Origin of the sequence: Mycobacterium sp. RTGN4, assembly GCF_033804635.1 — a bacterium.
GTDB lineage: Bacteria > Actinomycetota > Actinomycetes > Mycobacteriales > Mycobacteriaceae > Mycobacterium.
Map to the genome: position 1 here is coordinate 1 of NZ_JAPZLB010000025.1, position 24466 is coordinate 24466.

Annotated in this window: 21 protein-coding genes; 14 read left to right on the forward strand and 7 right to left on the reverse strand. The window is 66.5% G+C overall.

Annotation, left to right across the window (positions count from 1 at the left end; all coding sequences use genetic code 11):
- Nucleotides 1–142: 142 nt before the first annotated feature.
- Nucleotides 143–1360 (reverse strand): acyl-CoA dehydrogenase family protein, encoded by a 1218-nt coding sequence (locus tag SLQ30_RS31735; protein WP_319449023.1) that lies wholly within the window; start codon nucleotides 1358–1360, stop codon nucleotides 143–145.
- A gap of 106 nt (nucleotides 1361–1466) precedes the next feature.
- Between SLQ30_RS31735 and SLQ30_RS31740 the strand changes: the two genes are divergently transcribed.
- Nucleotides 1467–2714 carry an alpha/beta fold hydrolase gene (locus SLQ30_RS31740; RefSeq protein ID WP_319449022.1) on the forward strand — a complete coding sequence of 416 codons (1248 nt, stop codon included), beginning with the start codon at nucleotides 1467–1469 and terminating at the stop codon, nucleotides 2712–2714.
- Between the two features lie 5 nt (nucleotides 2715–2719).
- Here the strand turns inward: SLQ30_RS31740 and SLQ30_RS31745 are convergent, their stop codons facing one another.
- The 4 genes from SLQ30_RS31745 to SLQ30_RS31760 are packed head-to-tail and all read right to left on the reverse strand — an operon-like array spanning nucleotide 2720 to nucleotide 8199.
- Nucleotides 2720–4477 (reverse strand): ABC transporter family substrate-binding protein, encoded by a 1758-nt coding sequence (locus tag SLQ30_RS31745; protein ID WP_413468235.1) that lies wholly within the window; start codon nucleotides 4475–4477, stop codon nucleotides 2720–2722.
- Nucleotides 4452–6296, reverse strand: coding sequence for an ABC transporter ATP-binding protein (locus SLQ30_RS31750; RefSeq protein WP_319449020.1), 1845 nt, complete (start codon nucleotides 6294–6296; stop codon nucleotides 4452–4454). The genes SLQ30_RS31745 and SLQ30_RS31750 overlap by 26 nt, the downstream gene beginning before the upstream one ends.
- Nucleotides 6293–7225: an ABC transporter permease gene (locus SLQ30_RS31755; RefSeq protein ID WP_319449019.1), complete on the reverse strand. Its 933-nt coding sequence runs from the start codon at nucleotides 7223–7225 to the stop codon at nucleotides 6293–6295. The genes SLQ30_RS31750 and SLQ30_RS31755 overlap by 4 nt, the downstream gene beginning before the upstream one ends.
- On the reverse strand, nucleotides 7222–8199 hold the full coding sequence (locus SLQ30_RS31760) for an ABC transporter permease (RefSeq protein ID WP_319449018.1): 978 nt from the start codon (nucleotides 8197–8199) through the stop codon (nucleotides 7222–7224). The genes SLQ30_RS31755 and SLQ30_RS31760 overlap by 4 nt, the downstream gene beginning before the upstream one ends.
- 206 nt (nucleotides 8200–8405) lie before the next feature.
- Here SLQ30_RS31760 and SLQ30_RS31765 point away from each other — a divergent pair, with 206 nt between their 5' ends.
- Nucleotides 8406–8666, forward strand: coding sequence for a hypothetical protein (locus SLQ30_RS31765; RefSeq protein WP_319449017.1), 261 nt, complete (start codon nucleotides 8406–8408; stop codon nucleotides 8664–8666).
- A gap of 104 nt (nucleotides 8667–8770) precedes the next feature.
- Nucleotides 8771–9034 carry a hypothetical protein gene (locus tag SLQ30_RS31770; protein WP_319449016.1) on the forward strand — a complete coding sequence of 88 codons (264 nt, stop codon included), beginning with the start codon at nucleotides 8771–8773 and terminating at the stop codon, nucleotides 9032–9034.
- A 74-nt stretch (nucleotides 9035–9108) separates the two neighbouring features.
- Here SLQ30_RS31770 and SLQ30_RS31775 read toward each other — a convergent pair whose 3' ends face one another.
- Nucleotides 9109–9588 (reverse strand): hypothetical protein, encoded by a 480-nt coding sequence (locus SLQ30_RS31775; protein WP_319449015.1) that lies wholly within the window; start codon nucleotides 9586–9588, stop codon nucleotides 9109–9111.
- A gap of 171 nt (nucleotides 9589–9759) precedes the next feature.
- Here SLQ30_RS31775 and SLQ30_RS31780 point away from each other — a divergent pair, with 171 nt between their 5' ends.
- The 11 genes from SLQ30_RS31780 to SLQ30_RS31830 all read left to right on the forward strand — a co-directional run bounded on the left by SLQ30_RS31780 (nucleotide 9760) and on the right by SLQ30_RS31830 (nucleotide 24143).
- Nucleotides 9760–10464, forward strand: coding sequence for a response regulator transcription factor (locus tag SLQ30_RS31780; protein WP_319449157.1), 705 nt, complete (start codon nucleotides 9760–9762; stop codon nucleotides 10462–10464).
- Between the two features lie 15 nt (nucleotides 10465–10479).
- A complete protein-coding gene (locus SLQ30_RS31785) occupies nucleotides 10480–12123 on the forward strand; it encodes a HAMP domain-containing sensor histidine kinase (protein WP_319449014.1) in 1644 nt (547 codons plus the stop codon).
- 23 nt (nucleotides 12124–12146) lie between these two features.
- Nucleotides 12147–14024: a glycosyltransferase family 39 protein gene (locus SLQ30_RS31790; protein WP_319449013.1), complete on the forward strand. Its 1878-nt coding sequence runs from the start codon at nucleotides 12147–12149 to the stop codon at nucleotides 14022–14024.
- 47 nt (nucleotides 14025–14071) lie between these two features.
- Complete coding sequence (locus SLQ30_RS31795) at nucleotides 14072–15328, forward strand: bifunctional glycosyltransferase family 2/GtrA family protein (RefSeq protein ID WP_319449012.1); 1257 nt, start codon at nucleotides 14072–14074, stop codon at nucleotides 15326–15328.
- A gap of 31 nt (nucleotides 15329–15359) precedes the next feature.
- Entirely contained in the window at nucleotides 15360–17273 is a 1914-nt protein-coding gene (locus tag SLQ30_RS31800; protein WP_319449011.1) for an ArnT family glycosyltransferase, read from the forward strand.
- A 106-nt stretch (nucleotides 17274–17379) separates the two neighbouring features.
- A complete protein-coding gene (locus tag SLQ30_RS31805) occupies nucleotides 17380–17871 on the forward strand; it encodes a carbonic anhydrase (protein WP_319449010.1) in 492 nt (163 codons plus the stop codon).
- Between the two features lie 96 nt (nucleotides 17872–17967).
- A complete protein-coding gene (locus SLQ30_RS31810; RefSeq protein WP_319449009.1) occupies nucleotides 17968–19962 on the forward strand; it encodes a glycoside hydrolase family 15 protein in 1995 nt (664 codons plus the stop codon).
- A 245-nt stretch (nucleotides 19963–20207) separates the two neighbouring features.
- Nucleotides 20208–20423, forward strand: a complete 216-nt coding sequence (locus tag SLQ30_RS31815) for a ferredoxin (protein WP_319449008.1) — start codon at nucleotides 20208–20210, stop codon at nucleotides 20421–20423.
- The gene (locus SLQ30_RS31820) at nucleotides 20420–21823 is read left to right on the forward strand and encodes an NAD(P)/FAD-dependent oxidoreductase (protein ID WP_319449007.1); all 1404 of its coding nucleotides are present in this window, start codon (nucleotides 20420–20422) and stop codon (nucleotides 21821–21823) included. The genes SLQ30_RS31815 and SLQ30_RS31820 overlap by 4 nt, the downstream gene beginning before the upstream one ends.
- A gap of 11 nt (nucleotides 21824–21834) precedes the next feature.
- Complete coding sequence (locus SLQ30_RS31825; protein ID WP_319449006.1) at nucleotides 21835–23106, forward strand: cytochrome P450; 1272 nt, start codon at nucleotides 21835–21837, stop codon at nucleotides 23104–23106.
- On the forward strand, nucleotides 23103–24143 hold the full coding sequence (locus SLQ30_RS31830) for an NAD(P)-dependent alcohol dehydrogenase (RefSeq protein WP_319449005.1): 1041 nt from the start codon (nucleotides 23103–23105) through the stop codon (nucleotides 24141–24143). Before SLQ30_RS31825 ends, SLQ30_RS31830 begins: the two co-directional genes overlap by 4 nt.
- A 3-nt stretch (nucleotides 24144–24146) precedes the next feature.
- Here SLQ30_RS31830 and SLQ30_RS31835 read toward each other — a convergent pair whose 3' ends face one another.
- On the reverse strand, nucleotides 24147–24416 hold the full coding sequence (locus SLQ30_RS31835) for a hypothetical protein (protein ID WP_319449004.1): 270 nt from the start codon (nucleotides 24414–24416) through the stop codon (nucleotides 24147–24149).
- Between the last annotated feature and the right edge of the window lie 50 nt (nucleotides 24417–24466).

Here is a 24466-nt window from a genome sequence, read left to right on the forward strand (position 1 = left end):
CGGCCCGCCGGCGCCCCCCCCGCCCCCCCCCCCCCCCGCGCCCCCCCCCCCCCCCCCTCGCGTCCGCGCTCGTGCGGGGGGGTTTGGGGCGGGCGCGCGGCCCCCCCCCCCCCCCCCCCCCCCCCCCCCCACGAATCGCTCGTCAGAAGTAGGCGTTGGCGGGGATGGGCGTGTCGTGCAGGAGGTGCTGGCCGATCACCTTGGCCTTGTAGGCCACCGGGTTGTGGAGGGTGATGGTCCGGATGTTGCGCCAGTGCCGGTCGAGGTTCTTCTGCCTGCTCGCGGCACTGGCGCCTCCGAGTTCCAGCAGCCGGGTCGCGGCTTCCGGTGCGACGACGTCGAGGTGCACCTTGACCTTGGCGACCTTCAGCTGAGCCTCCGTCGTGAGCTTGGCGTCGGGTACGCCCGCGGCATCCGCCGATGCCGTCGCCTCCTCGATCGCCGCGGCGGCGTCCAACACCGCGGCACGCGCGATGTACGCCGTGCTGGCCAGTTCACCGAGCTGACGCTGCAACAGCGGGTCGTCGGTCGGCCGCTCGGTTGGGGCGTGGCTGAAGCTGCGGTCGCGCGACCTGAGCAGGGCCACCCCGTCGTCGACGACGTTGGCCAGGATGCCCGCGACCACGGCGTGGATGAACAGTTGGAGCGCCGAGTACTGCACGGTCGGTACCGGGTCGGCGTCGTACGAGGTGTCCGACAGCACTTCGTCGGCGGCCACCTCGACGCTGCTGAAGGTGGTGGTGCCAGTGCCGGTGCGACGCTGGCCGAAGCCGTCCCAATCGTCGACCAAGCGCACGCCTGCCCGGTCGGCGGGCACCACGATGGTCGCGACGGAGTCGTGATCCGTGGTGGCGGTGACGGTCAGGAAGTCGGAGAACAACGTCCCGGTGCTGTAGAACTTCTCCCCGTCGAGGCGGAAGCCGCCCGCCGGATCGGGGAGTAGCCGGGTGTTGAAGACCAGGCTGCCCACCGCTGCGCTGCCCTTCTCGCTGAAGGCGTTGCCGAAGATCTTGCCGTCGGTCACTTTGCCCAGCCAAGCCCGGGAGCCGGCGTCGTCGACCGTGTTCAACCGCTCCTCGACGAACCAGAAATGCGTCCGGAAGATGTGAGCCACAATGGGATCGGCGCGCGCGACGTCGATCACTGCGGAGAACAGTTGCGGGACAGTCAGTCCTGCGCCGCCGAGCTCGCGCGGCAGCCGGAGCTTGCCGAAGCCGGCCTGCTTGAGCTGCGCTACCTGATCAAATGGATTCTCGTCGTTGAGGTCTCGATCCTTGGCTCCTGACGCGATTCCGCTCAGTAGCTGGTCCCACTGGGCTGTTCCTGGCGCGATCGAGACGACTTCTTCGGTGGCAGACATGCCACCGTTGTACGCAACCTCTCGTCGCGGGGCACTGATTTGTCTCATGGCGAACCTAAGGATTCGATGCGTGCCGACCCGACGGAAGGGAGCACAATGGTCGTTGATGACCATGACCGCCAAGCGTCGCCGCGCACACGCCAAGTTGGCTGCGCTGCCCGGCGTGCGGCCGGTTCGCAGGCCACTGGGCAGCGGCGGTGAGTTCGACCTGTACTACGTGCGTAGCGGTCGCAAATCGGCGATTCCGCTGGTGATCATCCCCGGTGGACCCGGAGCGGCCTCGATCGCGCTCTACCGCGGGCTCCGCAGACACGCGGCGGCCGACGGGCTCGACGTCATCATGGTCGAGCACCGCGGCGTGGGCATGTCGCGTCACGACGACGCCGGTGTCGATCTGCCCGCCGAGGCCTTGACCATCGAGCAGGCCGTCGATGACGTCGCCGCCGTGCTCGACGATGCGCAGGTTTCGAAGGCAGTCGTCTACGGGACGTCGTACGGCACGTATCTGGCGGCCGGGCTCGGCGTGCGCCATCCGGACCGCATCCACGCGATGGTCCTTGATTCTCCGCTGCTCTCGGCCGACGACATCGAACTGGTTCGACAGGCTGCCCGCCGATTGCTATGGGACGGTGACGACCCCGAGACGGCCGAATTGGCGCCCAAGGTGCGCAAGCTCGTCGACGAAGGTGTGCTCACCCCCGCTGCGGCCCAGGTGGCCGTCGGGATGTACGGGCTCGTCGGCCCGGACGTTCTGCACCGTCAGCTCGACCTCTTGTTGAGCGGTCGAGACTGGTTGTGGGGTGCGATCGGGCAGACCGCCCGGATGTACTTCGAGCACGAGACGCCCTACCATCACGAGCCGGAGCTGGTCGCGCGGATCGGCTTCCGCGAACTCAACTACGGCGCGGTGCCAGACGGCCGGCCGCTCGATCCGGCTGTGACATTCCGCGAAATGGCCACCGGGGACGTCGATTTCGAGGCCGAGCCCTTCGACCTCGTCGCCGAGATGCCGAAGTTCGCATGGCCGACCGTCGTCGTTTCCGGTGGGCGCGACCTCACGACGCCGCCCGCGGTGGCCCGGCGCATCGCTGCGCTGATCCCGCAGTCCGTGCTGGTCGAATTGCCCACCCTGGGGCACAGCCTCATCGACACCAGGGAGCGGGCGGCACTGGAGATCGCCAAGGCGATCTATGCTGGCCATCTCGACGAGCTGCCCAGTCGCGCAGCGCAACTCGCTTCCGCGCCGACGGTCATGAGCATCCGCTTGTTGTCGATGGCGATCGGGGTGGCCTCGGTAGCCGAATCGGCCGTGCCCTCAGCGGTGCCGCGGCTGGTGCGCCGCGTCGCGCACTGAGCCGGTCAGGATTTCATGAAACCGATCGCCGTGTAGTTCACGTCCGCCAGCCCGGCGGCACCGAAGTTGGCGAGATTGCTTCGGACCGCAACGTTTCCGGGTGTCTGAATCAAGGGCAGGCTGAAGCCCTCGGCCCAGATCGCCTTGTCCAGTTCGTTGGCCCCTTCGCGCGTCTTGACGGGGTCGAGTTCGGCCAGCGTGGCTTCGATCTTGGCGTCGATGTCCGGGCTGCCGATCTTGCCGAAGTTGCTCTCCCCGGTGGACAGGTAAATCTGGGTCAGTCCGGAGAGCGGGAAGGCGTCTGCACCCCAAGCGAACTGGGCGATGTCGAAGTTGCCGACGGTGATGTACTGACTGAAGAAGCCATTGCCCGTCTTGGCGTCCAGATTCAGCTTCACGCCGATTTGGGCCAGGCTGTTCTGCGCGATCTGGCCGAACTGCCGCGTGCTTTGTGAGTCGTACAGCACGTCGCGCAGGGCCAGTTGCCTGCCGTCCTTCTCGCGGAACTGGCCGTTCATCTTCCAGCCCAGCGCGTCGAGTTCCCGCTTGGCCGCTTCTGGGTCGTATGCCACGACGCCGCTGTTGTCCTGATAGCCCAGCTGACCCGCGACGTAGATGTGGTTGTTGAGTGGCGCCGGGTTGTCCGCCAGTCCGCGTTGGGTCACGTTCGCGATCGTTTGCCGGTCGATGCCCTTGGCGATGGCGTTACGCAGCGCCGGATCTTCCAGAATCGAGCCCTTCGCGCCGTTGAACGTGAAGTGGTACCAGCTGAGCCCCGGAGCGCGCCGGATCGCAATGCCGGGGGTGTTGCGTGCGATCGTGAGCTCGTCGAGCGAAGCAACCCCGCTCGCGTCGATGGCGTTGTTCTGCAATGCAGGAATGCGGGCGGCGTCGTCGAGCACCAAGTACGTAATGCTGTCCAACTTCGCTGGCGTGCCCCACCACTTCGGGTTGCGCGTCAACGTGATTCGCTGCGCCGTGGGATCCATCGCCGAGATGATGAAGGGCCCCGCCGACGGTGGGGGGGCACTCAGGAAGCCCTTGTTGAAGGCTTCCGGGGTGGAGTTGACGGACTTCGGGAACAGCATGCCGTTGCCCGCGATGATGCCCTTCCAGTCCGCATAGGGTTTGGCGAACGTCATGATGGCCTGCCGGTCGTCGACGCCGCGCGTGACCGAACCGACGCGATCCATGCCGTTCGTTCCTGCGATCGTGTACGCCTTGTTCTTGCCGCTGGTGGCGTTGAACTGCGCTGCGATGTCCTCCCAGGTGATCGGCGTGCCGTCGCTCCACACCGCCTTGGGGTTGATGGTGTAGGTGACCACCTGCGGATTGGTCCCGGTCAGTTCGACGTTGGTGAAGTAGTCGTGGTTGACCGTCGCCGAGCCATCGGCGGCGATGGTGAACGCTCGCGGCATCGTGGGTTTGAGGATCGCGTACATGTCGCCGGTGTTGCCGTCGATCTGCAGCGCGTTGTAGTTCTCCGGGTATCCGGTCAGAGCCAGCCGCAAGTTGCCACCCTCTCGCAAGGTGGCGGGGTCCTGCGGATTCATGTCGTTCGTGGAGCCGACCTCGGCATTGCCGCCGGCCGCCGGCGGTGGCTCGTTGCCGCTGGAACACGCGGTGAGCGCACACGCGGTGACGAGCGCGGCGAAGGCGAGACGTCTGAGGGTCATCCCGCCGATGTTAGCGGGGGCCGATGCGACGGGGTGCGCGTCGCGGCCGTTTGGCAAACATTCACGTCTGGTCCGCGACGTTCGCAATGGGCTGGGGTACGGCAGCAAGAAGCCGCCGCGTGTACTCGTGCGCAGGTTTGGCGAATACGTCATCGGCCTCGCCCTGCTCGACGATCGAGCCGCCGAACATGACTGCCACCCGGTGGGCCAGGTGTTTGACCACCGACAGGTCGTGCGACACGAACAGGTACGACAACCCGAACTGCTGCTGCAGGTCCAGTAACAGGTTGATGATGCCGGCCTGAATCGAGACGTCCAACGCAGACACAGGTTCATCCAGTGCGAGGATCTTCGGTTGCAGCGCCAGTGCGCGAGCGATGCCGATGCGCTGCTTCTGGCCTCCGGAGAACTCGGCGGGATACCGGCTGGCGTCCTCGCGCCGCAGTCCGACGACGGTCAGCAGTTCGGCTACCCGGGCGTCGGTCGCGCGTTTGTCGAATCCGTTGGCAGTCAGTGGTTCTGCGAGCACGTCGAATACCGGCAGCCGCGGGTCGAGCGCTGCGACGGGATCCTGGAAGACGACCTGCAGGTCGCCGCGCACTTCCTTGCGCGACCGCCTGTCCAAGGTGGCCACGTCCCGCCCGAGCACTTCAATCGAACCACCTTGCGGGGCAGTCAGTTCCAAGATCTGGTGCAGCGTCGTGGACTTGCCCGAACCCGATTCGCCGACGATGCCCAGCGTCCGGCCCTGCTGAAGCTGGAAGCTGATGCCGTCGACTGCGCGTACCTCACCGATCTGGCGGCGGAACACCACGCCCTTCGTGAGCTGGTACGTCTTCACCAGGTCGGTGACGTTCAGTACCACTGCGGCGTCGGGTTCGGTTGCCACCGCGGGCGGAGCGGTGGAGACGCCATAGATCTCGGCCGCCGTTCGTCCGGCGACCTGATCGGTGCGGATGCACGCGGCAGTGTGCGCCACTCCGACGGGCAGCAGGTCGGGTTCCGTGGTGCGGCACTCCTCGATCGCCAACGGGCAGCGGGGAGCGAACGGGCACCCGCCCGGGAGGGCGGCAAGCGACGGCGGCGCGCCGGGAATCGGAACCAATCGGGTGCCCTGCGGCGAGTCCAAGCGAGGCACCGATCCGAGTAGCCCTGCGGTGTAGGGCATTCGACGGTCGGCGTACAGCGTGGCCACCGGTGCGACCTCCACTGCCCGGCCCGCGTACATGACGAGGGCGCGGTCGGCGAATTCGGCGACTACACCGAGGTCGTGGGTGATGATGAGCACCCCGGCGCCCGTGACGTCACGGGCGGTCTTGAGCACCTCGAGGATCTGCGCCTGCACGGTCACGTCCAGCGCCGTCGTCGGCTCATCGCAGATGATCAGATCGGGATCGTTGGCGATCGCGATCGCGATGACGACGCGCTGCCGCTCGCCACCGGACAGTTCGTGTGGAAAGGCCCGTGCCCGCTGCTCCGGTTGCGAAATGCCCACGAGGTCCAGCAATTCGATTGCGCGGGCGCGGGCCGCCCGCTTGCCGAGCTCGTGCTGGTGGGTCCGCAACGCCTCTGCGATCTGGTCGGCGACGGTGTAGACCGGGGTCAACGCTGACATCGGATCCTGGAACACCGTGCCGATCTTGTTGCCGCGGATGCCCGACATCTGTTGATCGCCAAGGCCAATGAGTTCTTCACCGTGCAGCCGTACCGATCCGGACACCTCGGCGTAGGGCGGCAACAGGCCGATGAGCGCCATCGCCGAGGCCGACTTGCCTGACCCGGATTCGCCGACGATGGCCAGCACCTCGCCGGAGTCGACGGAAAAGTCCAGACCGCGGACGGCGGTGACGTCCTCGGCGTTGGTCGGGAACGTAACCTCCAGGTCGGTGACCTCGAGCAGGCTCACGTCTTCTTACCTCGCCGTGGTCGCCTACTGTCGGGATCCAACGCGTCGCGCAGCCCGTCGCCGACGAGGTTGGCGCACAACACGATCGTCACCAGTACCCCGGCGGGGAACAGGAACACCCACGGGAAGGTGGTGACCGACGGCGTGCCTGCCGAGATGAGCGTGCCGAGCGAGACGTCGGGTGGTTGCACACCGAAGCCGAGGAAGCTCAGTCCCGTCTCGCCGATGATCGCCAGTCCGACATTCAGCGCGGTGTCGATGATCAAAATCGACGCCACGTTCGGCACGATGTGGCGGACGATGATCCTGGTATTGCTGACGCCCATGTACCTTGCTGCCGTGACGAATTCACGCTCGCGCAGGCTCATCGTCAGGCCGCGCACCATCCGCGAACTGATCATCCATCCGAAGGCCGAGAAGAGCACGATCAACCACAACACCCGACCGGACTGACCCAGCCTTGGGGTGACGATCGCGATGAGGATGAAACTCGGTACCACCAGCAGCAGGTCGACGATCCACATCAGGGTGCGATCGCGCCAGCCGCCGAAGTAACCGGCGATCGCGCCTACGGTCGCGGCGATGATGGTCGAGGCGAACGCGACGCATACGCCGATCAGCATCGACTTCTGCATGCCGCGCAAGGTCTGGGCGAGCAGGTCCTGGCCCAACGAGTTGGTGCCGAACCAATGCTTGAGCGTGGGTGGTTGCTGCAGCGCGTAGTAGTCCAAATCGAGGTAGCTGTATGGCAATAGCGGCGGCAGGGCGTAGCAGCCGACGAACAGCACCAGGAGGATCGCCAGTGCCACCACGGCGGTTCGGTTGCTCAGGAATCTGCGCCACACCAGCGTGCGCCGAGAGGCGAAGGCGCCGACGTCGACGCCCGACTTGGCGCTCGTCGACGACGTCGTGGTCACGGGCTCGCTCATCGCACACGCACCCGAGGGTCGAGCGCGGCGTAGATGATGTCGGAGAGCAGGCCGCCCAACAACACGGTCGCACCGGTGAACACCGTCACGGCGGTGATGATGTTGATGTCCTGCGTAGCAATGCCCTGAACCACCCACTCGCCCATGCCGTGCCATCCGAAGATCTTCTCGGTGAACACCGCGCCGGTGACCAATCCGCTGACCCCGTAAGCGAATAGCGTGGCCATGGGAATCAGCGCCGTCCGCAGGCCGTGCTTGAACAACGCCCGTCGTCGCGTCAACCCCTTGGCCCTGGCGGTGCGGATGAAGTCCTGCCCCAGCACGTCAAGCATGGCGTTGCGTTGGTAGCGGCTGTATCCGGCGATGGAGCCGAGCGCAAGCGTCAGCGTCGGCAACACCAGGTGCTGAACACGGTCGACGAATTGCGCCCACGCCCCGCCGACGGGCGTCGACGACGTCTCTCCGATGTAGGCGAAGATCTGGACGCCGAATATCGAATTGGTCCCGTTTGCAGCAAGGATCAGCAAGTTGGCAAGGACGAACACCGGCGTACTGAGGATCAGCAGGCTCAGTACCGTGATCACGCGATCGGACAACCGGTACTGCCGAACGGCGCCCCAAGCTCCTATGACGACGCCGAGGATCGCGCCTATCACCGACCCGATGAACACCAGCCGAAGGCTGACCCCGATGCGGTTCCACAGTTGGTCGGCGATCGGCTGACCGGCGATGGTCGTGCCGAAGTCGCCGCGGACCGCCCCGGAGAACCAGTGGGCGTACCGGATCGGGATCGGCTTGTCGAGACCGAGTTCGTCGGACTTGGCCTGGATCGACGATTGCGGAGGTCGCGGATTGCGCTGCAACAGGTTGTCCAGCGGATGAAACGACACCGATGCGAGCCCAAAGGTCAGAAACGACGCCAAAACCAGGAGCACGAGGTAGTTCAGCAGGCGGCGGGCCAAGAAGCGCGTCATGTCGCGCCCACCTCACAGTGCATTCGCACAGGGTAAGAGATCGGCGACGTCGATGCCGCGAAGTGGCCGTCTTGGCGCGGCGACCGCATTGGCGAATTGGCATGGCGTCGCCAGCCTGGTCACAGGGGACGGGAGTTCACTCGCATGAAGGAGAGCTCTCGAATGCTGGGTGACCCAACGAGGTTCGAAAGAAAGAGGGAAGGCCGATGCAACCGTTCAATCGACGCAACGTGAAGATGATGGCCGCGGTTCTTGGCGGCGGCGCAGCTGTCACGGCGGGCGCACTGAGCGCCGCGCTGCTGCCGCAACAGGGTGCGAACGTGGCGAAGTACAACGTCGTGAACGCCGGTTCGACCAGTACGTTCTCGACACCGCCGTCTGCGCCGGCAACTGGGATGGCTATCCCGTCCATAAAGGGCCCGGCGCCGCTGTGGGCGGGTGAGGCACCAGACTCGAACCCGCAGTAACGCGCATCACACGTTTGACCTTCGCCCGCTTCGGTTAACCGAACGGCGAAGGGATTGAAGCAGATCCCTTCGCGTTATGTTCTCGAACCGAATTGGAGTGATCCGTGAACACCACGAAGTTGAAGCTGATCTCGGCGACGGCTGGAGCGACGGGCGTGCTCGCGATGGGTGCCGTCTCGGTCGCCTTCGGCAGCACCAGTGTGGCCGAACCAAGCACCCCTGGCCCGGTTCCGACGCCAAGCGCGACGACGGGCGAGACCGTGGTCGAAGCGACGCCAGCTCCGGCCGAACCGACCACGTCGTCGGCCGTCCCCCCGATCAAGGGCCCGGCACCGCTGCCGCCCGAAGAAGAGGGCGTGCCAGGTTAGTCTTAGCACCAACCGATGAGTTGCCCGCCTTGCAGTCAAAGATGCTGCGAGGCGGGCGCTTTCATTTGATGCGCTTAGTGTCCGAGCATCGGTGCCCGCATCGTGGTGACGATCGGTGCGCCACCGGTACCGGGACGGGTAGCCCGGATGATCACCTGGTCGTCGACGGCGAACGGCGCCGCGGTCGCGGCAGACGGGACGACGTAGTTCTGTACGTAGCCGTCAGCGCTGCGCACGCTGACCGACGTAGCGTCGATGGCGGTGACGGTGCCGGTTTGCGACACCATCGTGGTGTACCCGCCGTCGTGGTCGGATATGACGAATTCGGCGTGCAACGCACTGTCGGCCGAGGTGCCGGAGTCAGCGTCGTGGAAGGGATCCATTCCACCCAGGCCACCAGGTCCATCGGGTCTTGGTGGCCCCTGATTTCCATGCCCGCCCATGAAGTGTGCATCGCTGCCGGTGGCGGCGTAGATCGCCGTCCCACCGAAGCCTGCGACCACGGTCGCCACCCCAATGGCGGCCAACGTGCCGCGAATTCCCCAGGTAGTCATGTGCTCACTGTGCGGCGGGTACTCGTGAGTGGGCTGTGAATCGGTCCAGTCCGCGATGTGCCCGCAGGTTTCACAGGCCACGCATAGGGTCGGCACAGTGTTGGCCCATCGCATGCGCGAATAATGACCGGTGTGACCACTGCAAACGGTTCCGAGAATGAGCGCGTCGTCATGCGCCGCGCCGATGGTAAGCCGATAAACGTGCTGGTCGTGGACGACGAACCCGTGCTCGCCGAATTGGTCTCCATGGCGCTGCGCTACGAGGGTTGGGACATCTCGACGGCTGGCGACGGCATGTCGGCTATCTCGTCGGCGCGGGACAACCCGCCCGATGTGGTGGTACTCGACGTCATGCTGCCCGACATGAGCGGGCTCGACGTACTCCACGAGTTGCGCCAGCAGATTCCCGGGCTGCCGCTGCTGCTGCTGACCGCCAAGGATTCCGTGGAGGACCGGATCGCCGGTCTGACCGCAGGCGGCGACGACTACGTCACCAAGCCGTTCAGCCTTGAGGAGGTCGTACTTCGGTTGCGTGCGCTGTTGCGCCGCACTGGCGTCGCCGATGAAGCGGGTGGCGCTCAGCTGGTGGTCGGCGACTTGGTACTCGATGAGGACAGTCACGAGGTGACGCGCGCAGGTGAGTCGATCACGTTGACGGCCACCGAATTCGAGCTCCTGCGCTTCATGATGCGCAATGCCAAACGGGTGTTGTCGAAGGCCCAGATCCTCGATCGGGTATGGAGTTACGACTTCGGCGGCCGGTCGAACATCGTCGAACTCTATGTGTCGTATCTGCGCAAGAAGATCGACAGCGGGCGCGAGCCGATGATTCACACCCTGCGAGGCGCCGGATATGTGCTCAAACCCGCGCGCTGAGGCGAAGGCGAGTAGTTGAGCACCGAGCAAGTGAGCGCCGAGCGCGGGACGCGGTTCTGGTCACCGCGCACCTGGTCGCTGCGCGTGCGTCTGCTGGTCACGCAGGTGGTCCTGCTCGCCGTGGTGTGCGCAGGCATCGGAATCGCCACCGAGCTCGCCCTGAAGCGCTTCCTGATGCACCAGCTCGACACCCAGCTGCTCGACGCCGGGCGTCGCTCGGCCGCGATCTTCGACATGCCACCGCCGCCGATGCGACCCCCACCACCACCGGGGGAGATGCCGCCGCCAATGGAGCCGTTGCCGCCGGACTTTCCGTACCGCGAGCGGTTCGACCCGGAACTGGGGCCGGGTCCTGGCTTCCTCAACGCGCCGGGCCAGGCCACCCGCACGGTAGGCGCGGTCGTACTGCGCGATGGCAGCGTCGACGCCGGGGTCATCACGCCCGACGGCGGCCGTGCCGAGCTCAGCGACGCCGCGAAGGCCACACTCGGAGCCATCCCGCCGAACCGCAGGCCGCAAAGTGCCGACCTCGACGGGCACGGCAGGTATCGGTTGATCGCGTTGCACCCGCGACACGGCGGTCAGGCCGTCATCGTGACCGGCCTTCCGACGGCGGACGTCGACCGCACCCTGCTGTGGGTCGTCGGGATGTTCTGCGTGGTCGCCGTCGTCGCACTCATCGCCGCGACCACTGCGGGCATCTACATCATCCGTCGCCAACTTGCGCCGCTGTCAAGGGTTTCCGCGGCTGCCAGGGACGTCGCCGACCGCGAACTCGACAAGGGTGAGGTGCGACTGCCAAGCCACATCGTCGCTGTGGACCCGGCGAGCGCGCATACGGAGATAGGTCAACTGGGGTCCGCGCTCAACCGCATGCTCGACCGCATCGCGGGCGCGCTGTCGGCCCGGCAGACCAGCGAGACACGCGTGCGGCAATTCGTGTCCGACGCCAGCCACGAGTTGCGCACTCCGTTGGCGGCGATTCGCGGATATACCGAGTTGGCCCAACGCAAACGTGCCCAACTGCCCGACGACGTCGCACACGCCATGAGCCGCGTCGAATCCGAGACCGCCCGCATGACGCGCCTCGTGGAGGACATGTTGCTCCTGGCCAGGCTTGACGAGGGTAGGCCGCTGGCGCGCGAATCGGTCGACCTGTCCCGGTTGGTCGTCGACACGGTCAGCGACGCGCACGTGGCGGGGCCCGACCACGAATGGTTGCTCGAACTACCCGACGAGCCCATCGTGGTCACGGGTGACGAGGCCCGCCTTCACCAAGTGCTGGCGAACCTGCTCGCGAACGCCCGCCTGCACACCCACCCCGGTACGACAGTCACGACGTCCTTGACGCGCGACGACACGGGCGCCGCCGTGCTCACGGTCGCCGACGACGGTCCGGGGATACCGGACACGTTGCGCCCGGAGATCTTCGAACGGTTCGCGAGGGGCGACTCAGGTCGGTCGCGCCGCGGAGCCGACCCGGCGGCGATACCGAGTGTGGGCGGTAGCACCGGGCTGGGGCTGGCGATCGTCGCTGCGGTCGTGAAGGCGCACGACGGGACGATTTCGGTCGACAGCAGGCCAGGGCGCACGGCGTTCGCGGTGACGCTCCCCGCCGGTTCACAGACGACCCACAGTCACGTCAAATCCGACGCCTAGCTGGGCGCGTGAGAATCAGCGGGATGACTGCCGTATTGCCGCGCGCGAAAACCCTGGACGTGGCCTCGCCCGACGCCGTCGCGGCGCGTGTGCGGGCGATCCGCGAACGGGTGGCGTTTGGCGGGTTGCTGGTGGTGACGGCCGCGCTCTACCTGTGGAACCTGTCGGCGAGCGGCTGGGCGAATGCCTTCTACTCCGCGGCCGCGCAGGCGGGAGCCGAGAACGCGACGGCGATGTTGTTCGGGTCGAGCGACGCGAGCAATGCGATCACGGTCGACAAGACGCCTGCGGCCTTGTGGGTGATGGACGTCTCCGTGCGGCTGTTCGGTTTGAACTCGTGGAGCGTGCTGGCGCCGCAGGCACTGGAGGGCGTAGCAGCGGTCGCACTGCTGTACGCGGCCGTGCGCCGCGCATCCGGACCGGCGGCTGCACTGCTCGCGGGGACGGTGTTTGCGCTGACGCCGGTGGCCGCGCTGATGTTCCGCTTCAACAACCCCGACGCGCTGCTGGTGCTGATGCTCGTCGCCGGTGCGTACTGCGTACAGCGCGCGTGCGAAAAAGACAGCAGCCGTTGGTGGTTGGTCGGGGCCGGGGTCGCGGTCGGCTTCGGATTCCTGGCCAAGATGCTGCAGGCGTTGCTCGTGTTGCCCGCCTTCGGCGTGGCCTACCTGACGTCCGCCGCCGCTCCGCTGCGGACGCGACTGATGCGGTTGGGAGGTGCGCTGGGCGCGTTCGTCCTGTCCGCGGGGTGGTACCTGTTGCTCGTCGAACTGTGGCCGTCGGAGTCCCGCCCGTACATCGGCGGGTCGCAGCACGACAGCATCGTCGAATTGGCCTTGGGTTACAACGGTTTGGGCCGGCTCACCGGTGAGGAAACCGGTGGCCTTGGCAACATGAACTTCGACGTCGGGTGGGACCGGCTGCTCGGGAGCGGCATGGGGACGTACATCGCCTGGCTGTTGCCCGCCGCAGTGGTGGGCCTCGTCGCGGGCCTGCTCATCACCCGGCGCGCCCCTCGGACGGATCCGACCAGAGCCGCGCTGATCCTGTGGGGCGGGTGGCTGGTGGTGACGGCCGTCGTGTTCAGCTACGCCAAGGGCATCGTGCACCCGTACTACACCGTCGCGCTCGCACCTGCACTCGCGGCGTGCCTCGGAATTGGCGCAGTCCTGTTGTGGCGCAACCGCGGTGACGTGCGGGCCGCGGCGGCGATGTCCGCCACCGTGCTCGTCACCGCCGCGCTCGCCGCGGTTCTGCTTTCCCGACACGGCGACTGGCTACCGTGGTTGCGGGGCGTGGTGGCCGTGGGCGGAGTGGGGGCCGCCGTGCTGCTGCTGGTAGTCGGTAGGTTGCCTCGGCACATGGCGACGTTCACGGCGGGACTGACCGTCGCGGCCATGCTGATCGCGCCGGCGGCCTTCACCATGGCCACCGCGCAGTCCGTACACGGCGGAGCCATGCCTGGCGTCGGACCTGCCCGCGGACACGGCAACTTCGGAGGATTCGCCGGCGGCCTTCTCGACTCGCCGGAGGCAGGCCCCGAACTGACGAGGCTGCTGGCCGCCGATTCGGGCGGCTTTGCATGGACGGCCGCCGTCGTCGGCTCGAACAATGCGGCCGGCTACCAATTGGCGGCGGACGCCCCGGTCATGGCCGTCGGCGGCTTCAACGGCACCGACCCGGCGCCCACCCTCACCGAGTTCAAGTCGGACGTCGCAGCCAAGCAGATCCACTACTTCATCCGCGGGCGGTCCGCCATGGGCATGGGCAACGTGTTCGGGCACGCCAGCGGCAGCCACGACGCCGCTGACATCACGGAATGGGTGCAGTCCACCTTCGCGTCGAAGCGGGTCGACGGGGTCGTGGTCTACGACCTGACCGCCGCGCCGAAGAACTCATAGCGGGCGCATAGCTTCTGCCAACGACCGACACACTCGCCTACCCGAACATGGAAACCATGACAGCCCTCGCCGTGGCGCCTGCGCCTCGCTTCGAATCCCGGCCCAATGCAGCCCTTGTCGCTCGCGAGCTCGGCGTGCCGGTGCTCGACGTCGTCGTGCCCGTGTACAACGAGCAAGCCGCCCTTGCCGATTCGATCCACCGGCTGCACCGCCACCTGTGCGAGCACTTCCCGTACCCCGTCCGCATCACGATCGCCGACAACGCCAGCATCGACGACACGCCTTTCATCGCCGCGGAATTGGCGGCCGAGCTCGATGACGTTCGGGTCGTGCGGCTCGAGCAGAAGGGCCGCGGCCGCGCGTTGCATCAGGTCTGGGCCGACTCCGACGCTCAGGTGCTGGCCTACATGGACGTCGACCTGTCTACGGATCTGGCCGCACTGGCCCCGCTCGTCGCGCCGCTGATCTCGGGACACTCCGACCTGGCGATCGGAACGCGCCTCGGCCGCGGCTCGCGGGTAGTGCGGGGCGCGAAGCGGGAGATCATCTCGCGCTGCTACAACCTGATCTTGCGGTCGACGCTTCAGGCCAAGTTCTCCGACGCCCAGTGCGGGTTCAAGGCCATCCGCGCCGACGTCGCACAGCGGCTGCTTCCGCACGTCACCGACACCGGCTGGTTCTTCGACACCGAACTGCTGGTGCTCGCCGAGCGAAGCGGACTGCGCATCCACGAGGTGCCCGTCGACTGGGTCGACGACCCCGACAGCCGCGTCGACATCGTCGCCACCGCAACGGCCGACCTCAAGGGCGTCGGTCGGCTGCTCCGCGGCTTCGCCAACGGCTCGATCCCGGTGAACGCGATTGCGGCGCAACTGGCCCCGTCACAATTGTCGGCCGCACCCAACTCGCTGTTCCGCCAGGCGGTGCGCTTCGGAGCGGTCGGCGTGGCGTCGACCTTGGCGTATCTCGTGCTGTTCATGTTGATGCACGGCGTGATCGGAGCGCAGGCCGCCAACCTGGTGGCGCTGCTCGTCACGGCGATCGCCAATACGGCTGCCAACCGCCGGTTTACGTTCGGCGTAACCGGTGCCACCAAGGCGGCGCGCCACCACGTCGAGGGGCTGATCGTGTTCGCGATTGCGCTGGCCATCACGAGCGGCGCGCTGGCCGGCCTGCACGCGTTCGTCGAGCAACCGCACCGGCTGCTCGAGCTCAGCGTGCTGGTACTGGCGAACCTGGTGGCTACGGCGCTGCGCTTCGTCCTGTTGCGCGGCTGGGTCTTTCACCCCCGCCGCACCCGCTGACTCACTTCACGAAAACGACAAGGAACCATCGATGACGATCACTGCAGACGACGTCCAGGCGGACGTCGTCATCGACGAGACGAGCCCGCCGGAGCCACGCTGGACGCGCCCCGCATTCTGGGCGCTACTGGCAGGCACCGCCGTGCTCTATCTGTGGGGGCTTGGCTCCTCGGGCTGGGCCAACAGCTACTACGCCGCGGCCGCCCAGGCCGGCACCCAGGACTGGAAGGCGTGGCTGTTCGGATCACTGGACCCCGGCAATGCGATCACCGTCGACAAGCCGCCCGCCGCGATGTGGGTAATGGGCCTGTCCGGCAGGCTGTTCGGCTTCAACGAGTTCACGATGCTGTTGCCAGAGGCGCTGATGGGCGTCGCAGCGGTCGCGATCCTGTACTTCACCGTCCGGCGCACCAGCGGCGCCAATGCGGGCCTGATCGCCGGGGCCGCACTGGCGCTGACACCGGTGGCCACGTTGATGTTCCGCTTCAACAATCCCGACGCCCTACTGGTGCTCCTGTTGGTCGTGGCGGCCTACTGCACCGTGCGTGCCATCGATGCCGGTAGCGCGCGACGGATGTCGATGTGGATGGCGTTGACGGGCTGCGCGATTGGATTCGCGTTCCTCACGAAGATGCTGCAGGCCTTCCTCGTCGTCCCCGGGCTCGCGTTGGTCGTTCTCGTCGCCGCGCCGTTCGGCATCTGGAAACGACTGGGCGCGTTGCTGATCGGTGGCGTGACGATGATCGTGTCGGCAGGCTGGTATGTCGCGTTGGTCAGCCTCTGGCCGGCCGGTTCGCGGCCCTACATCGCGGGTTCCACCGACAACAGCCTGCTGCAGTTGGCCTTCGGCTACAACGGTATCGAGCGGATCGCAGGCAACGAGGGCGGCGGCCCAGGAGGAGGCGGCGGTCCCGGTGGGCACGGCGGCCCCGGTGGCGGCATGAACCTCTTCTTCGGCGGCAACCCCGGTATCACGCGGCTGTTCGGACCGTCGATGGGCGTCGAGGCGTCGTGGCTGCTGCCCGCGGCCCTCATCGGGCTGGTCGCAGGGCTCTGGTTGACGCGGCGGGCGGCGCGTACCGATCGCGTCCGCGCCGGACTAATGCTCTGGGGCGGTTGGCTTCTGGTGACGGGCGCGGTGTTCAGCTTCATGGCGGGCACCGTCCACCCGTACTACAACGTCGCACTCGCTCCCGCGGTCGCCGCGCTGGTCGGCATCGCGGTGGCGCAACTGGTGAAGCGTAGGGACTCGTTGGTCCCGCGGCTGGTGCTCGCCGTCATGCTCTTGGCGACCGGGGTGTGGTCGTTCCTGTTGCTGAACCGGACACCCGAGTGGTGGCCCGTCGTGCGCTGGGTGGTACTCGTCGGGTCGATCGTTGTCGCGCTCCTGCTCGCGGTGCGGGCTCATCGGCTGGGCCGCGCGACGGCCGTCGTGGCGATCGCGGCCGCGCTCGTCGGGCTTGGCGGACCTGCGGCGTTCTCGATCTACAACGCCGCAAGTGTGCACAGTGGTCCGGGCACCATGTCCGGACCGCAGAAGCCGGGTGGCTTCGGAGGCTTCGGCAAGGGTGGACCGGGAGGGCCAGGTGGCCCCGGCCGCGGTGGCGACGACGCGCAGGTCGAGGAGTTGCTCAGGGGTGTCGACAACCGTTGGGCGGCAGCAGGAATCGGCTCGATGTCGGTGAGCGACCTCGAACTCAAGACCGGTGCGTCGCTGATGGCGATCGGTGGGTTCACCGGCGGTGACCCGTCGCCGACGCTGGCGCAGTTCCAGCAGTACGTCGCAGACGGGCAGGTCCGGTACTTCCTCGCCGATTCTGGACGGGGCGGCGCTGGCGGGCACCGGTCGGGTTCGGCAGGCGACATCACCACCTGGGTGGAACAGCACTTCAAGAAGCTGGACGTCGGCGGAACCACCGTCTACGACCTGCAGTCGAAGGTCTGACGCGGCAGGGCGCTAGTTGGAATCAACCCGATTTCCACCGTGGGATTCCGGGTACGGTCCAACTAGCGTCGTGCGTCGACGTGGATGCGAATGCCAGGAGGTCCCAATGTCCGTGACCGACGAGTACCTGAAGAACAACGAGGCCTACGCCGCGTCATTCAGTGGCCCGCTGCCGTTGCCCCCGAGCAAGCACGTCGCGGTCGTCGCGTGCATGGACGCCAGGCTCGACGTGTACCGGATGCTCGGCCTGGGCGACGGCGAGGCGCACGTCATCCGCAATGCGGGCGGCGTGGTGACGGATGACGAAATCCGTTCCCTGGCCATCAGCCAGCGGCTGCTGGGGACCAAGGAGATCATCCTCATCCACCACACCGACTGCGGCATGCTGACGTTCACCGACGACGGGTTCAAGCAGCAGATCCAGGATGAAACGGGGCTCAAGCCCGAGTGGGCCGCGGAGTCGTTTCAGGATATCGATGAAGACGTGCGGCAGTCGCTGCGTCGTATCGAGGCCAGCCCGTTCGTCACCAAGCACGAATCGCTGCGCGGCTTCGTGTTCGACGTCGCGACCGGCAAGCTCAACGAGGTCCACCCCTAGCGATTTCGGCGCGCTTCTCGGCGCTCAACCCGGAAATGCGCGCCGAAATCACGCGGGTGGGCCCCGTAAGGGCAGTTCACGGGCAATGATGTCGGGATGGTCCTGCAAAGCACGACGCCCGCCGACGGGAATGGAGCCGCGATTCAGTTCGACGCCACACCGTCCACGCCGTATGCACCGAGCAACCCGCGGAACCCATTTCCGCCGATTGCCGACTACGCATTCCTCTCCGATTGCGAGAACTCCTGCCTGATCTCGTCGGCCGGGTCGGTGGAGTGGATGTGTGCGCCGCGGCCGGACTCGCCCAGCTTCTTCGGCGCGATATTGGATCGCGGCGCCGGGCACTTCAGGATCAGCCCCTACGGGGTGACGGTGCCCGCCGCGCGCCGGTACCTGCCGGGCAGCATGATTCTGGAGACCACCTGGCAGACGCACACCGGTTGGATGATCGTGCGGGACACCTTGGTGATGAGCGAATGGCACGACATCGACAAGCGCTCGCACACCCATCGCCGCACCCCGATGGACTGGGATGCCGAGCACACGTTGTTGCGCACGGTGCGGTGCGTGAGCGGCACCGTCGAACTGGTGGTGGATTGTGAACCGTCGTTCGACTACCACCGCATCCCGGCACGGTGGGAGTACTCGACCGATGGATACGGCGAGGCAGTCGCGCGGGCCAAGCGTGACCCCGATGCGCATCCGACGCTGCGATTGACCACCAACCTGCGTCTTGGGCTCGATGGTCGGCAGGCGCGGGCCCGCACCAGGTTGAAGGAGGGCGACGACGTGTTCGTCGCACTGAGCTTCTCGTCGAACGCCGCGCCGCAAACCTATGCCGAGGCCGCCGACAAGTTGTGGAAGACCAGCGAGTGCTGGCGGCAATGGATCAACATCGGAAACTTTCCCGACCATCCCTGGAAGACCTACCTGCAGCGCAGCGCACTGACTTTGAAGGGGCTCAGCTACGCGCCAACCGGAGCGCTACTGGCGGCCAGCACCACCTCGCTTCCGGAAACGCCTCAGGGCGAACGTAATTGGGACTACCGCTACTCGTGGATACGGGACTCGACCTTCGCATTGTGGGGGCTCTACACGTTGGGTCTCGACCGTGAGGCCGACGACTTCTTCGCGTTCATCGCCGAGGTGTCCGGCGCCAACGACGGTGAGCCACACCCACTTCAGGTGATGTACGGCGTGGGTGGTGAGCGCACGCTCGTCGAGGGCACCCTCGATCACCTCTCCGGCTACGACAATGCCCGGCCGGTGCGGATCGGCAACGGCGCCTTCGACCAGATGCAGCACGACGTGTGGGGCTCGATGCTGGACTCCGTCTATCTGCACTCGCGCTCTCGCGAGCAGATCTCCGAGAACCTGTGGCCGGTGCTCAAGGATCAGGTCGAGGAGGCCATCGCACACTGGCGCAAGCCCGATCGCGGTATCTGGGAGGTCCGGGGGGAGCCGCAACACTTCACGTCGAGCAAGATCATGTGTTGGGTCGCACTCGATCGCGGTGCCAAGCTCGCCGAGCTACACGGCTGGACGGATTTCATCGAGCCGTGGCGCGAAATCGCCGAGGAGATCAAGGCCGACATCCTGGCCAACGGGGTCGATTCGCGTGGGGTGCTGACGCAGCGCTACGGCGACGACGCCCTGGACGCGTCGCTGTTGCTGGCGGTGCTGACCCGGTTCCTGCCGCCTGATGACCCCAGGTTGCGTGCGACGGTGCTGGCCATCGCCGACGAACTGACCGAGGACGGATTGGTGCTGCGCTACCGCACGCACGAAACCGACGACGGACTGTCCGGCGAGGAAGGCACGTTCACGATCTGCTCGTTCTGGCTGGTGTCGGCGCTGGTGGAGATCGGCGAGGTCAGGCGCGCGAAGCACCTGTGCGAGCGGCTGCTGTCGTTCGCCAGCCCGCTGCACCTCTACGCCGAGGAGATCGATGCGCGCACCGGGCGGCACCTTGGCAACTTTCCGCAGGCGTTCACCCATCTGGCGCTCATCAACGCGGTGGTGCACGTGATCCGAGCCGAAGACGACCCAGACGACACGGGAGAGTTTCAGCCCGCCAACGCGCCGACGTAGGTGACGACGGCGCGGTCGGGTGTCACGTAACTCCTTGAGCTCCTTGGCAGCAACGCTGTCCATCCCCCATAGACACGACGCCATTTGTACGACGTCGACGCGCTCAGCAGTCCGGTTTCGTGAGTAACTCTTTTTGTGTGGATTAACCGCTGTCAATCGCTCACTTACGTTAGCGTCAGCGCCACCGCTCCGATTGGAGTTGCGCTGACCAGCCCTCGGCGCCGGTTGAGAAGGAGCCCATTGGCATGCGCATCGTCGTCGACCTGAATCGCTGCCTGGGATACGCGCAGTGTGTCCCGCTGGCGCCGGAGGTACTCAAACTCAACGGCGAGGAAGCCCTGGCCTACGATCCGAATCCCGATGACTCGCAACGGCAGAACGTCGCGCGGGCCGTTGCGTCGTGTCCCGTGCAGGCGATCATCGCCGAGATGGATCCGCCCTCGGACAGGACGACGAAGTGAGCGCGCACCCGTTGATCGACCAGCTCGTCAGCACGTTCAAGGCCGAGGGCCGCATCGTGATCGTCGGTGCTTCGCTGGCCGGGCTTCGCGCAGCGGAAGCGTTGCGCGACGAGGGGTTCACCGGCTCGCTGACCATCGTCGGCGACGAAGTGCACGAGCCGTACGACCGGCCGCCGCTGTCCAAGCAGGTGCTCAAGGGCTGGGTGCCCGCGGGCAACACCAAGCTGCCGCGACTGCGGGAGGTGGACGCGGATTGGCGGCTCGGCGTCGCGGCGACCGGACTCGACCGCGACAACCGGGAAGTGTTGCTCGCCAACGGGGACAAGGTGCCCTACGACCGACTGCTCATCGCGACCGGCGTCCGCTCCCGCGCGTGGTTCAACCCCGAAGAGGCGAAACTGAAGGGGCTCTACACGTTACGCACCAGCGATGACGCGGCCAAGATCCAGGCGGCGTTCAAAGCCAAGCCCAAACGAGTGTTGATCGTCGGCGCGGGTTTCATCGGCTCCGAGATGGCCTCGGTGTGCCGTGAGCTCGGATTGGACGTGACGGTCGCGGAGCGCTCCAGCGCACCGTTGGTCGGGCCGCTCGGTGGGGTCATCGGCGACATCGCCGCCAAGATGCAACGCGACGCGGGAGTGGACCTGCGTACCGGGGTGGCGGTCGAGGCGCTGAAAGGTGACGCCGACGGACACGTCCGGCAAGCACAGTTGTCGGACGGAACGCTGCTCGACGTCGACGTGGTGGTGGCGTCGCTGGGATCGGTGCGCAACATCGAATGGCTCGAGGGCGCCGAGCTGGCCACCGGCTTCTGGGGGGTGGCCTGCGACGCGGGCTGCCGGGCCTTTGACATCAACGGCGTCGTGACCGACAACATCTTCGTCGCCGGTGACATCGCGCGGGCTCCGCACGTGCTCTACGAGTATCAGTTCATGGCCATCGAGCACGTGGATGCCGCGGTGCTGGGTGCCCAAACGGCTGCGCACAACATGGTCCACCTCGAGAAGGGGCGCCGCCCGCACCTGCCGCTTCCGCAGTTCTGGTCCGGCCAGTTCGGCGTCAACATCAAGGGCTGCGGCGTGTGCTCCTTCGGCGACGAGATCGTCTTCACCCAGGGCTCGGTCGAGGACCTCCGCTTCGCGGCCGCCTTCGGCAAGAACGGCCGCATCGTGGGAGCCCTCACCTTCAACCACGGCAAGTGGCTGGAGTACTACGGCAGGCTCATCGAACAATCGGCACCGTTCCCGCCGCCGCCTCCGGGCTATGACATCCCTACGAACTCTGAGGTGGTGTCGGCCCGCTTCCCGGATCCGCGGGAGCCGACCGGCATCCCCGACGTCGTACTCACTGGCCATGACCCCACCTCCCGCGGCGCCGAATTCCGCGCCAAGAGCCGCTAGAACGGAGCACGATGACAACCGCGGAAACCGCCTGGACCGAGGCGATGAAGTACGAGAACCGTCACGACCCATACCGGTTCTTCGACGAGCTTCGCAAGACACCCGTCGTGCAGGTCGCCGACAAGGTCTACGTCGTCACCGGCTACCGCGAGCTCTTGCAGCTCGCCCATGACCCGCACGTCAGCTCGGACATCTCGAAGAGTCCGATCTCGGCCCAGCCCGCGGCCGACGCCCCCGACGTCGGCGCCGATCACATGGAGGCCTATGGCAGCGCGCCGAGCCTGATCGTGTCTGATCCGGCCAGCCACGACAGGCAGCGTCGACAGGTCATGCGGCACTTCGCGCCGCCACACTCTCCGAACGTCATCCCCAACATGGCCGCTGACATACAGGCACTGTGCAACGACTCGCTGAACAAGGTACAAGCCAACGGCAGCAACACTTTCGATGTCGTCGACGACTACGCCTATCCGGTGCCGGTGGCGGTCATCTGCAAGATTCTGGGAGTCCCGGTACAGGACGAGCCCACCTTCCATAAGTGGATCTTTGACTTCATGGCGGGCACGGACCTGGGACCGGATGCCGCGACCGCGGAAGGGAAGGCACGCCTGGAAAAGGGCCGCGAAAGCATGGCGGCAATGAAGCAGTACATGGCCGGTCTGATCGAGGGCTTCGTGAAGGAGCCCGGTGACAACGTGTTGTCCAAGTTGGTGAGCGATACGGACGGCCCCGACGGCGCGATGGCGCCCGCTGAGGCCGCGGCCAATGCGCAGCTACTGCTGATCGCCGGCCACGACTCGACGGTCAATACCATCGCGCACTGTGTGCTGCTCCTGCTGCGCAACCCTGAGTCATTGGAGCTGCTGGGTGAGAAGCCCGAACTGATTCCGAAGGCGATCGAGGAAGTGCTGCGGCTGCAGTCGGCGGTCCAGTTCTTCCCCAGTCGCAGCGTCACCGCCGACGTCGAGGTCGGGGGCACCGTCATCCCGGCCGGCTCTGCGGTGCACCTGCTCTACGGCGCCGCCAACCGCGACCCGAAGCGGTTCCCCGATCCGGAGAAGTTCGACATCCAGCGCAAGGACAACCAGCACGTGGGCTGGGGCCGCGGCGTGCACAGTTGTGTCGGCGGTCCACTGGCGCGGCTCGAGGTCAACATCGCGGTGGAGACGTTCCTGCGGCGCGTCGAGAACCCGCGGCTGGTCGTCGACCCGCCGCCATACCGACAGAACCAGGTGTTCCGCGGACCGTTGCATCTCGAGGTCGAGTTCGACCGGATCCTGTGAAGGCCTTCCAGTTCGTCGAATGGCAACGGCCGGGCCAGCTCCGGGACGTGCCAGTGCCCGAACCGGGGCCGGGGGAGGTGCTGGTCAAGGTCGGCGGCGCTGGTGCCTGTCACTCGGATCTGCATCTGCTCGAATTGCCCTCTGGGGCACGGTCGTTCGCGTTGCCGTTCACGCTGGGGCACGAGAACGCCGGCTGGGTCGAGACGATGGGCCCCGGCGCAACGGGTTTCGCGCCGGGTGACGCCGTCATCGTGTATGGCCCGTGGGGTTGTGGCCTGTGCACGAATTGTCGTCAGGGGATGGAGAACTACTGTCAAACCCCAGGGCAGCCCAGTCCCGGTGGCCTCGGTGGAACCGACGGGGGGATGGCCGAATATCTCCTCGTCCCATCGACGCGTTACCTGATTCCGTTGGGGGACTTGGACCCCCGTGAGGCAGCGCCGTTGAGCGACGCCGGGTTGACCAGCTACCACGCCGTGAAGCGCTCCGTGCATCTGCTGGGACCGGGTTCGACTGCCGTCGTCGTCGGCGCAGGCGGGCTCGGCCAGATGGCCATTCAGGTGCTCAAGGCGCTGTGCTCCGCGACAACCGTTGTTGCAGTGGATACTTCACCGGAGAAACTGGACGTCGCCAAGAAGTTCGGCGCCGATGAAGCGCTGAGCTCGGGTCCGGATGCGGTCAAGCGCATCAAGGACATCACCAAGGGTCAGGGTGCCGAACTCGTACTCGACCTCGTCGGAGTCGGCCCTACGCTGGCCATGTCGGCGGAGGTGGCGCGGGTGCTCGGGCACCTCACGATCGTCGGGGTGGGCAACGCGACGTTGCCCGTCAACTTCTCCAGCCCTCCGCACGAATGCTCCGTGGCGTCACCGTTCTGGGGATCCATCCCCGAACTGATCGACGTCATCAACCTCGCCCAGACCGGGAAGGTCAAGATGCTCGTCGAGCACTTCACGCTCGATGACGCCGCGCACGCCTACCAGCTGCTCCACGACGGGAAGATCCAAGGCCGCGCGGTCATCACCCCGAACGACTGACCGCTAGATGCCGGTGCACAGCGACACGAACGGAATCGGCGCACAGACACCCACCGAGAAGTACGGTGTGATGTCGCCGTTCCACGCCGGTGGCGGGGGCGGCGGTGGCGGGGGCAACGCGGCAGCGACACACGTGTTGGACGGCGGATCGAACACCGTGCCCTGCCCGCATTCGGTTGCGCTGCTCACCCCTGGCGACACCGATGTCAAGAAGGTAAGCGGCGCCAACGCCGCGGCGCCGATCACAACCAAGCGACGAATCATGGCGGTCATCGAGACCCCCTCTGGTCTTCCCCGACCCTGCTTAGCCCCTAAATGATATG

Excerpts from the sequence above, each read along its gene's own strand:
- SLQ30_RS31735 (WP_319449023.1), bottom strand. The coding sequence starts at position 1,360 with ATGTCTGCCACCGAAGAAGTCGTCTCGATCGCGCCAGGAACAGCCCAG.
- SLQ30_RS31740 (WP_319449022.1), top strand. The coding sequence starts at position 1,467 with ATGACCATGACCGCCAAGCGTCGCCGCGCACACGCCAAGTTGGCTGCG.
- SLQ30_RS31755 (WP_319449019.1), bottom strand. The coding sequence starts at position 7,225 with ATGAGCGAGCCCGTGACCACGACGTCGTCGACGAGCGCCAAGTCGGGC.
- SLQ30_RS31760 (WP_319449018.1), bottom strand. The coding sequence starts at position 8,199 with ATGACGCGCTTCTTGGCCCGCCGCCTGCTGAACTACCTCGTGCTCCTG.
- SLQ30_RS31765 (WP_319449017.1), top strand. The coding sequence starts at position 8,406 with ATGCAACCGTTCAATCGACGCAACGTGAAGATGATGGCCGCGGTTCTT.
- SLQ30_RS31775 (WP_319449015.1), bottom strand. The coding sequence starts at position 9,588 with ATGACTACCTGGGGAATTCGCGGCACGTTGGCCGCCATTGGGGTGGCG.
- SLQ30_RS31780 (WP_319449157.1), top strand. The coding sequence starts at position 9,760 with ATGCGCCGCGCCGATGGTAAGCCGATAAACGTGCTGGTCGTGGACGAC.
- SLQ30_RS31790 (WP_319449013.1), top strand. The coding sequence starts at position 12,147 with ATGACTGCCGTATTGCCGCGCGCGAAAACCCTGGACGTGGCCTCGCCC.
- SLQ30_RS31795 (WP_319449012.1), top strand. The coding sequence starts at position 14,072 with ATGGAAACCATGACAGCCCTCGCCGTGGCGCCTGCGCCTCGCTTCGAA.
- SLQ30_RS31800 (WP_319449011.1), top strand. The coding sequence starts at position 15,360 with ATGACGATCACTGCAGACGACGTCCAGGCGGACGTCGTCATCGACGAG.
- SLQ30_RS31805 (WP_319449010.1), top strand. The coding sequence starts at position 17,380 with ATGTCCGTGACCGACGAGTACCTGAAGAACAACGAGGCCTACGCCGCG.
- SLQ30_RS31810 (WP_319449009.1), top strand. The coding sequence starts at position 17,968 with ATGGTCCTGCAAAGCACGACGCCCGCCGACGGGAATGGAGCCGCGATT.
- SLQ30_RS31815 (WP_319449008.1), top strand. The coding sequence starts at position 20,208 with ATGCGCATCGTCGTCGACCTGAATCGCTGCCTGGGATACGCGCAGTGT.
- SLQ30_RS31825 (WP_319449006.1), top strand. The coding sequence starts at position 21,835 with ATGACAACCGCGGAAACCGCCTGGACCGAGGCGATGAAGTACGAGAAC.
- SLQ30_RS31835 (WP_319449004.1), bottom strand. The coding sequence starts at position 24,416 with ATGACCGCCATGATTCGTCGCTTGGTTGTGATCGGCGCCGCGGCGTTG.